The 9,300-nt window shown below is 61.6% G+C and carries 9 protein-coding genes, 2 tRNA genes and 1 pseudogene; 1 reads left to right on the top strand and 11 read right to left on the bottom strand.

Translation table 11 applies throughout. The features are described 5' to 3' along the window. A partial coding sequence (locus Q4P21_RS12110) for a class I tRNA ligase family protein (RefSeq protein WP_303389018.1) occupies positions 1-588 on the top strand: 588 nt, incomplete at its 5' end. Between the two features lie 179 nt (positions 589-767). On the opposite strand, the gene Q4P21_RS12105 is transcribed toward Q4P21_RS12110, so the two are convergent. From Q4P21_RS12105 to Q4P21_RS12055, 11 genes and pseudogenes are all read right to left on the bottom strand, one after another. After that, positions 768-1,394 (bottom strand): DsbA family protein, encoded by a 627-nt coding sequence (locus Q4P21_RS12105; RefSeq protein ID WP_303389017.1) that lies wholly within the window; start codon positions 1,392-1,394, stop codon positions 768-770. Positions 1,395-1,507: 113 nt separating this feature from the next. Further along, positions 1,508-2,794 (bottom strand): ATP-dependent Clp protease ATP-binding subunit ClpX, encoded by a 1,287-nt coding sequence (gene clpX, locus Q4P21_RS12100; protein WP_303389016.1) that lies wholly within the window; start codon positions 2,792-2,794, stop codon positions 1,508-1,510. A gap of 190 nt (positions 2,795-2,984) precedes the next feature. Next, positions 2,985-3,659, bottom strand: a complete 675-nt coding sequence (locus Q4P21_RS12095) for an ATP-dependent Clp protease proteolytic subunit (RefSeq protein ID WP_207344775.1) — start codon at positions 3,657-3,659, stop codon at positions 2,985-2,987. A 42-nt stretch (positions 3,660-3,701) separates the two neighbouring features. Beyond that, the gene (locus Q4P21_RS12090; RefSeq protein WP_303389015.1) at positions 3,702-4,322 is read right to left on the bottom strand and encodes an ATP-dependent Clp protease proteolytic subunit; all 621 of its coding nucleotides are present in this window, start codon (positions 4,320-4,322) and stop codon (positions 3,702-3,704) included. Between the two features lie 287 nt (positions 4,323-4,609). Further along, positions 4,610-5,986, bottom strand: a complete 1,377-nt coding sequence (gene tig, locus Q4P21_RS12085; RefSeq protein WP_303389014.1) for a trigger factor — start codon at positions 5,984-5,986, stop codon at positions 4,610-4,612. A gap of 89 nt (positions 5,987-6,075) precedes the next feature. Continuing rightward, positions 6,076-6,148, bottom strand: a tRNA-Pro gene (locus Q4P21_RS12080). A 142-nt stretch (positions 6,149-6,290) separates the two neighbouring features. Next, a tRNA-Gly gene (locus Q4P21_RS12075) sits at positions 6,291-6,364 on the bottom strand. 78 nt (positions 6,365-6,442) lie between these two features. Beyond that, positions 6,443-7,444 carry an Fpg/Nei family DNA glycosylase gene (locus tag Q4P21_RS12070; protein ID WP_303389013.1) on the bottom strand — a complete coding sequence of 334 codons (1,002 nt, stop codon included), beginning with the start codon at positions 7,442-7,444 and terminating at the stop codon, positions 6,443-6,445. A gap of 2 nt (positions 7,445-7,446) precedes the next feature. Further along, positions 7,447-7,920: a ribose-5-phosphate isomerase gene (locus Q4P21_RS12065; RefSeq protein ID WP_303389012.1), complete on the bottom strand. Its 474-nt coding sequence runs from the start codon at positions 7,918-7,920 to the stop codon at positions 7,447-7,449. Positions 7,921-8,012: 92 nt separating this feature from the next. After that, positions 8,013-9,008: a hypothetical protein gene (locus tag Q4P21_RS12060; RefSeq protein WP_303389011.1), complete on the bottom strand. Its 996-nt coding sequence runs from the start codon at positions 9,006-9,008 to the stop codon at positions 8,013-8,015. Positions 9,009-9,012: 4 nt separating this feature from the next. Beyond that, positions 9,013-9,300, bottom strand: a pseudogene (locus Q4P21_RS12055) (hypothetical protein); the annotation flags it as partial.

Raw genomic sequence — 9,300 nt, 5'->3', positions numbered from 1 at the left:
GCACTGTTGGCCCAGCTGGCAGAAGTGGTGAATGCGTCGACTGCTGCGTTTGAGAAGTACGACTACGCCCGCGCCCTGCAACTGACGGAGAGCTTCTTCTGGCACTTCACCGACGACTACGTTGAGCTCATCAAGGACCGGGCGTATGGTGCGGCCGGCGAGGAGGGTCAGGCGTCCGTGTTGGCTGCACTGGCCACCACGCTTGATTCACTGCTGCGCTTGTTCGCACCGTTCCTGCCGTTCGCCACGGAGGAAGTGTGGGGCTGGTGGCGTACCGCTTCGGTGCACCGCGCACCGTGGCCCACCGCCGTTGCCGTGGACGACGGCGACACCACCTTACTCTCGACCGTCGGGGACGCGTTGAGCGGCATCCGCAAGGCCAAGTCCGAGGCGAAGGTCAAGCAGCGCACCCAGGTAATCTCGGCAACTGTCACTGCCGGTGAAGTTCGGGCAGCTCAGCTTGCCGCCGGTTTGGGCGACCTCAAGGCTGCCGCAAACGCGCTTGAGATCACCATTGCCGTGGGCGATGGTGAGCTGACCGTGTCCAACGTCGAGCTGGCACCGCCTGAGGAGCCCGCGCAGGCCTGATCCGTTCCGCTGGCACTCAACTTATGCGTCCGATTCGACTGCGAACGGTGCGCCACTGACTCTGTGGCGCACCATTCGCCCGTGAATCCGGCGCATAATAGTCGGAGTTCGATCAGCGCGTAAAAAAGTGCCGCCACCCCTGCTCGGGTGGCGGCACTTTTTCACTTCTCTCGTGCTCTTTAGCTGGCCTGCGGCTCTTCCGTGCGGCTGCGCTTGATCTCAAAGAAGTACGGGAACCCCGCCAATGTCAGGGTGGCGTCCCACAGCTTGCCGGCCTCTTCACCGCGCGGAATACGCGTGATGACTGGGCCGAAGAAGGCGGTGCCGTTGAAAGCCACAATCGGCGTTCCAACGTCTTGGCCCACTTGGTTGATACCCTCGGCGTGGCTGGCGCGCAGTGCCACGTCATAACGATCAGTGGTTGCCACAGCAGCCAGTTCTGCAGGCAGCCCAACTTCGGCCACCGCCTTGGCGATGACGTTGTCAAGATCCCTGTTGCCATTGACGTGAATTTCCGTGCCCATGGCGTCGTACAGCGGCTTGATGAACTGGTTGCCATGTTCCTGCGCAGCAGCAGTGATAACACGGACCGGGCCCCAGGCCTTGGCCACATGAGCCTTGTAGTCCTCGGAAATATCCTCGCGATTTTCGTTCAGTACCGAAAGGCTCATCACGTGCCAGTTGACCTTGATACTGCGAACTTGCTCAACTTCGCAGATCCAACGTGAAGTTGCCCAAGCGTAGGGGCAGGTGGGATCAAACCAGAAATCAGCGGTTTCAACAGCGGTTGCATTATTTTCAGTCATGAAAAACCTCCTTGGTAAAGCATGGATGAGAAGAGCCAGCACGCGGCGGACCCACTAATTCGTATAACCAAGTGAAGTGGTAGGCTATTCCGCCGGACGCCCGGGGCTAACTATCAGGCGGACTTGTTCCTGCGTTTGGCAACCACGTCATGCGCAATGAGCGTCGGCTCAGCCTTCTTGGCAACAACGTCTGCCGTGATGACCACCGAGGCAATGTCCTCTCGGCTGGGGAGATCGAACATAACCGGCTGAAGGACGTCTTCCAGGATGGCCCGCAAACCGCGCGCACCTGTTCCACGGGTCAAGGCCAGATCCGCAATGGCGTCGAGCGCCTCGTCCTCGAACTCGAGGTCGACGCCGTCGAGCGTGAACATCTTTTGGTACTGCTTGACCAGCGCGTTCTTCGGTGCCGTCAAGATCTGAATGAGTGCCGTTCGGTCCAACTGCGTGACAGTGGTGATGACAGGCAGTCGGCCAATGAATTCCGGGATCAGGCCAAACTTCAGCAGGTCCTCAGGCATGACGTCGGCGTAAGTGGCCTCCGACTGCTTGAGGGCACTGAGCGGGGCGCCAAAGCCGATGCCCTTTTTCCCGGCCCGTGAGCCGATGATCTCTTCCAGGCCCGCAAAGGCTCCGGCCACGATGAACAGCACGTTTGTGGTGTCGATTTGGATGAATTCCTGGTGGGGGTGCTTGCGCCCGCCCTGCGGAGGGACCGAGGCCACGGTGCCTTCAAGGATTTTCAACAGCGCTTGCTGGACGCCTTCCCCGGATACGTCACGGGTGATGGAAGGGTTCTCCGACTTGCGTGAAATCTTGTCGATTTCATCGATATAGATGATGCCGTGTTCGGCCTTCTTGATGTCAAAGTCCGCTGCCTGGATGAGTTTGAGGAGAATGTTCTCCACGTCTTCACCCACGTAGCCGGCTTCCGTCAATGCGGTGGCATCCGCGACGGCGAAGGGAACGTTCAGCCGCCGCGCAAGGGTTTGAGCCAAATAGGTTTTTCCGCAGCCCGTGGGTCCCACCAGCAGAATGTTCGACTTGGCGATTTCCACTTCGTCATGGATGCCCGTGGAAATGGTGTTGCTTTTGACGGCATGCCCGGACTGGATCCGCTTGTAGTGGTTGTACACGGCAACCGCCAAAGAACGTTTAGCCGGTTCCTGACCAACCACGTATTCCTGCAGGAAATCGAAGATCTCACGCGGCTTGGGGAGATCGAAGGCATCGAGGTCGGCAACTTCGGCCAGTTCCTCATCGATGATCTCGTTGCACAGTTCAATGCACTCATCGCAGATGTAGACGCCGGGCCCGGCAATGAGTTTGCGTACCTGTTTTTGGCTCTTGCCGCAGAAGGAACACTTCAGCAGATCGGTGCTTTCGCCCATCCTGGCCATCAATGTGTCCTTTCGCGCATAACCCGCCGGTAGCAAAGTTACCTCTAAAACTTGTGCGCTCCCGGCCGGTGCCGGGGAACGTCCTACGAACTATATTCCACTCTAGGCCACGGCATGGACATTGGGCGGAAGGCAAGCACCGGAACAAGGGCTTTTTTACATCCCCGTTCCGGTGCGTGCCAGAACCCACTTAGCGCGTGATGGCGGCAGGCTTGATCTTGCGCGGTGCAAGCACCTCATCGATCAGGCCATAATCCTTGGCCTGCGCGGCCGTGAGGATGTTGTCACGCTCAATGTCATTGCTGACCTGTTCCGGCGTGCGGCCGGAGAGCTCGGCAAGGGTGTCCTCAAGCCATGAACGCATACGCATGACCTCATTGGCCTGGATTTCCAAGTCGGAAGCCTGGCCACCCTGACCGCCTGACAGTGCCGGCTGGTGGATGAGCACGCGTGCGTTCGGCAGGGCCAAGCGCTTGCCCGGGGCGCCGGCTGCAAGCAGCACGGCCGCCGCGGAAGCAGCCTGACCCAGGCACACGGTCTGGATTTCCGGGCGAACGAACTGCATGGTGTCGTAAATGGCCGTCATGGCCGTGAACGATCCGCCGGGAGAGTTGATGTACAGCGTGATATCGCGGTCCGTGTCGTCGGCTTCCAGCACGAGAAGCTGGGCCATGACGTCATCGGCTGAGGCGTCGTCAACCTGGACGCCCAGGAAGATGATGCGGTCCTCGAAGAGCTTTGTGTACGGGTCCTGACGCTTGAACCCGTAGGGGGTGCGCTCCTCGAACTGCGGAAGCACGTAGCGGCTGGAGGGCAGGTTGCCGGCAGTCTTGCCAAAAGCGGTGCTGCCAAAGTTGTAAGTCATGATCGGTTACTCCTGAAATCTAGGATTCTCTTTGGCGGGGCTTTAGCTGGCGTTGGTTCCGCCGCCGCCGGCAACGGTTCCGGCGTGGCGGGCGATCTTGTCGAAGAAGCCGTATTCGAGTCCCTGCTCGGCTGTGAACCACTTGTCGCGGTCGTTGTCGACGAGGATTTTCTCGATCGTCTGGCCTGTCTGGTCGGCTGTCAGTTCAGCCATGACCTTCTTCATGTGCAGGATGAGCTCGGCCTGGATCTTGATGTCCGACGCCGTTCCTCCAATACCGCCTGAAGGCTGGTGCATGAGGATGCGTGCGTTGGGCGTGGCATAACGCTTGCCCTTGGTACCGGAGGAGAGCAGGAACTGTCCCATGGACGCAGCCAGCCCGGTGGCGACTGTGACGACGTCGTTCGGGATGTACTGCATGGTGTCATAGATCGCCATGCCTGCCGTCACCGAGCCGCCGGGTGAGTTGATGTACAAGAAGATGTCCTTCTCGGGGTCCTCCGCCGAGAGCAGCAGCAGCTGCGAGCAGATGACGTTCGCGTTGTCGTCTCGAACCTCCGAGCCCAACCAAATGATGCGTTCCTTCAGCAGGCGGTTGAAGATGTACTGATCCTGGCCGTTCGAATCCGCGCTGGCCATCGTCGGGGTGGTTTGCTGTGCCATGGTGGGTTTACCTCTCCTTCGTGTGGGCCGCCGGGCGAGCCCCGCGTGCCCATCACTAATGTTCACTACTTGGACAGTAGCCCTTTTCAGCGGTGCGTTGGGGCCCATCCTCACCCTGTTCGCTGTAGGCGCACGATCCGCGAAGACACCGTGTGTGCGGGAATAAATCAGCCTGCTCGTGGTCGACGGGGAGGCCACTGGGCGGACACGCAAAAAGCCGTTGCCAGCTCCCCGTGAAAGGAACCGGCAACGGCTTTTAGTTCTAGCAACCTGGTGAAAGGTGTGCGTTAGATGCGGACTTCGCCCGGATCTACCACTGCCGAGGGCTCGATGACCTCGTCCTCGCCGTCGATTTCTTCTACTTCTTCTTCGGAAGCAACCGAGACGAAGTCGGTCAAATCGACCACTGCGCCTTCGGAGTCCTTCACGGAAGCCTTGGCCAGAACTGCAGCCAGGGCCTTGCGGCGACGAACTTCGCCAACGATCATGTTGACCTGGCCGGAGGAATCCAGCATCTGGGCGAACTGGTTCGGGTCCATGCCGTACTGGCTGGCGGAGGACACGATGTAGTCGATCAGTTCAGCCTGGCTGACGCCGATCTCTTCCTTCTCGGCGATGGCATCGAGGATGATCTCGTTGCGGAATGCCTTCTCGGTGTTTTCCTTGACCTCGGCGCGGTGCTCTTCGGTGTCGTGCTCTTCGGGGCCGTGTGCGTTCTCCGGCTTGAAGTGCTGCTCGAGCTGATCTGCGATGACGGATTCCGGAACGGGAACCTCAACGAGGTCAACGAGCTTCTCAAGAACCTTGTCGCGGGCTTCGACGCCCTGCTCAACGGTCTTGGACTCGGCAGCCTGCTTGGCCAGGTCTTCCTTCAGTTCAGCAATGGTGTCGAACTCGGAAGCCAGCTGAGCGAAGTCGTCGTTTGCCTCGGGCAGTTCGCGGACCTTCACGGAGGTGACCTTGACGGTGACCTGTGCTTCTTCACCAGCGTGCTCGCCACCGGCAAGCTTCGTGTTGAAGATGGCTTCTTCGCCGGCGGACAGGCCGGTTGCAGCCTCGTCCAGGCCGTCGAGCATGTTGCCTGCACCGAGCTGGTAGGAGAGGTCCGAAGCGGAGTCAACCTCGACGTCGTCGATCTTGGCGTCGATGTTGATGCTGACGAAGTCGCCATCGGCAGCCGGGCGGTCTTCAACCTTCAGCGTGCCGAAGCGGCCGCGCAGCTCGTCAAGAGCCGCCTCGGTGTCTTCGTCGGTGGCCTCAAGAGCGGCGACCTCAACTTCGATGCCTTCGTAGTCGGGCAGTTCGATCTCGGGACGGATATCGAGTTCAACGTGGAACTTGACAACGCCTTCGGTACCGGAAGGATCGGGAACCTCGGTGATTTCAACCTCGGGACGGCTCAACGGGATGAGCTTGTTCTCAATGACAGCTTCCTGGTACCAGCCGTTGAGGCCGGAGTTGATGGCCGTCTCCAGGACGTGGCCGCGGCCAACGCGCTGGTCGATCAGCTGGTTCGGGACCTTGCCCTTGCGGAAGCCAGGCACCTGCACCTGTGTGGCAATTGTCTTGTATGCCTCGGCAATGCTGGGCTTCAATTCCTCAAAGGAAACCTCGACATCGAGCTTGACCCGAGTGGGTGTGAGGTTTTCGACAGCGCTCTTCACAGCGTGGTACTCCTGATGGTCTCTAGATGGATATCTGGGCCCAGCACATGGGCAGTCACTGACCAAACGTGATCCGGATTATGCTGAAGTCGGGGCGACAGGACTCGAACCTGCGGTCTCCTGCTCCCAAAGCAGGCGCGCTAGCCACTACGCTACGCCCCGTAGTTGCCCGGAACAGTCTACGGGCAAAAGTTCCCAGATGCACAATCGGCACTCCGGCACAGGCTATTCGGGTGCTGGGGCTTGGCTGGCTGGCCCCGGGCATGAAAAAATCCCCGACCATGGGCCGGGGATTGCTTCTTCGTGGAGGGGGCGACGGGAATCGAACCCGCGTCATCAGTTTGGAAAACTGAGGCTTTACCATTAAGCTACGCCCCCGGATGTTTCGGCTTGTGGCCGAACAACTCCGTAACACTATCAACGACTCGGCCTGTGCTGCAAATCGTGAACATCAGGTCAGCCGCCCTGGCAGTTCGGGCACCAGTACAGTTTCCGCCCACCGAGATCCTTCATGGCTATCTCGGTGCCGCAATGCCGGCAGGGCAGGCCCTCACGCTTGTACACGTAGTGGGCATCTGCAACGGGGACGTCCTTGTTCACGGTGTTGAGGCTCGACACCGTATCCCGGCTGCCACCGCCGTCCAGCCCGCCGCTGTCCCTCCACTGTGCCGCAAGGCCGGGAGCCACACCCAAGCCAGAGGGCCGGTCTGCCAGCTCGGTGGTGATGATGCGCCCGTCGCGGACACCGTCGGCCATGACACGGACAATGTCCGTCCAGAGTGCGTTGGCTTCCTCCAGCTGCAGGCTCGTGCCGGGGAGCATGGGGTCCAGGCCCAGGCGGAACAGGACCTCGGCCCGGTACACGTTGCCCACGCCAGCCAAGACGTCCTGCTTCATGAGCTGGAGCGCGATGTTGGTGGCGCTCTTTCGAAGGCGGCGCGCAAACTCTTGGGCGTCGCCGTCGAAGTTGTGCAACGGGTCGGGGCCCAGTTTCCTGCGCACGGCAGCGACTTCGGCAGGGGTGAGCACCTCGCAGGCCGTGGGGCCCCGCAGGTCTGCCCAGCCGTGGTCCGAGACCAGCCGCACACGCACGGCACCCTTGGGCTCCGGCGGGCCAAGGTACGCAACGCTGGTGGCTTCCGGTACACCGGCGTCACCACTAACTTCCTGCTCACCGATGCGCCGCGGCGCTCCGATGCTGGACGCGCCGGTGAAAGTGGAATCACCGCCAAAGTCCCACGCCCCGTACAGGCCCAGGTGGACGCGCATGATGAGGTCGTGGGAGAAGTACAGGAACATCTGCTTGCCGTGGGCCTCGGCTCGTTCCAGCACGTGGCCGTCCAGGCGGGCGGCCCCGGCGGTGAACTTCCCCTGCGGGCTGGTCACGGCCAGCGCAGCCCCTCCAAAGACGTCGTTGAACTGTCGCGCCAGGCGGTGGACTGAATGTCCCTCGGGCATCCTTAGTCGACGACTTCGCCGGTGGTCTCGTACGTGGCGATCTTGCCGATGCGGCGCACGTGGCGTTCAGCGTCGCTGAAGGGCTCCGCCAGGAACGCCTCGATGATCTCGGTGGCTTCCTCGACGCTGTGCTGGCGCCCGCCCACAGCCACCACGTTGGCGTCGTTGTGTTCGCGGGCCAGCTTGGCGGTGGACAGGTTCCACGCCAGCGCCGCGCGCACGCCCTTGACCTTGTTGGCCGCGATCTGCTCACCGTTGCCGGAGCCACCCAGCACGATTCCCAGCGCATCCACGCCTGCCACCTGGTCCGTCACCACGGCCTGCGCCGCATTGATGCAGAAGGAGGGGTAGTCGTCCTCGGCGTCGTAGGCCGCAGGTCCGTGGTCCACCATATCGTAGCCTTTGGCGGCCAGGGCCGTGATGAGGTGGGCGCTGAGCTCCATGCCGGCGTGGTCTGTTGCGATGTGAACGCGCATGAGGGGTCCTTAGTGGTGGAGGTGATTAATGCTCCTCCAAGCCTACCCATGCCGCGGCCCTGCTGCGGCCGGGTCCGGGGCCGGCCGGGCGGCTAGCGCTTGTCCGGCGACTTTCCGGCACGGCGGTTTAGGATCGCGGACAGGTCGTCGGCCGTGTCAAGGTCCGGCGCACTGACAACCACCTTCCCGCCGTCGTTCAGTCGAAGCACGACGGCGGCCCCCGAGTACGTCAAAAACGTGGCGGATCCGCTGTGCTTGCGCAAGCCCCAGCCGCCATAGTCCTTCGCGACGATGTCCAGGGACACGGACGCGTCGACAGCCTCGCAGGAAACGGCCAGCACGGGAACCAGCCCGAGCACTTTCACGATGAGTTGGCGCCTGTCCACTTGAATGGTTGCACTTAGCATCGAGATCACCAGCAGGGCCAGCACCACGGCAACGAGCAGTATCCATGGTGAAATGACCGTCAGCATGGCGCCGGGCAGAATGGCGACGAGCAGGATCATGATGGTGACGGATCCCTTGGGGTGAACAAAGTAGGCCATGGTGTCGTTGATGGCGGTGGGGTCTGCTTCCATCGCCAGCATCTGGGCCAGGACCTTGTCATCGGATGCGCTCCACTGTTCCGCCGGTTTGAACGTCATGGCGAGCACCACGCCCATGGCCATGGCCAGTCCGCACCCCATGAGCAGGACGAACCCGTCAACGGTGACTTTCGGCAACCCTTCCGGTGCCCCTTGGCCCAACAAGGCGGCCCCGAACAAGGTGAAGGCTGCCAGTTGCAGCGTCATTCCAACGCCCAACAGGATTCTGCGCAGCAGGGGCGGCAGCGATGTGCGGGCGCCCTGGCTGCCGACGCCGGCTCCCAGCACCACAATCAACGCTGCCCCGACGGCCAGAAACGCAGGTAGCGGAAGTGAGCCACCGCCGATCGGGAGCATCACGCCGTCGGGCAGCTGAGCCTTGATCAGAAACCCGCCAAGAAACAACGAGGCGGCCAGCAGGAGCGGGAAGATCAGGGCGAAGCGCAGGGCTCGGGCGTCGATGGGACGTTCGCCCACGCCGTCGTGACTGCCTTCGTATTCCATGGGCCTAGCTTCTCACTGTGGCAGCGTGGATGTAGGCATTGATGAGAGCGGCTGCTTCGCCAGCGGCTTCAAGGCTTGGCATGGAGATGATCCACGTCTGGTGGTAGCCGCCCTTCATGACCACTGCCGGGCCGTTGCCCATGATGAAGCCGACGCTGCCGGCGCCCATCCTGTAGCCCCAGCCGCCGTAGTCCAAGGCCCTGATGTCCAGCACCTCGACGCTTTTGAGTTCATTCCACTCCAGCGGCATGAGCTTCCAGAAACCGGAGGCAAGCACCTTGACCCCGTCCGG

Origin of the sequence: Arthrobacter sp. (assembly GCF_030540645.1) — a bacterium.
Classification (GTDB): domain Bacteria; phylum Actinomycetota; class Actinomycetes; order Actinomycetales; family Micrococcaceae; genus Specibacter.
The sequence above is the reverse complement of the archived record's forward strand: the minus strand, read 5'-3'. Positions and strand labels throughout refer to the sequence as shown.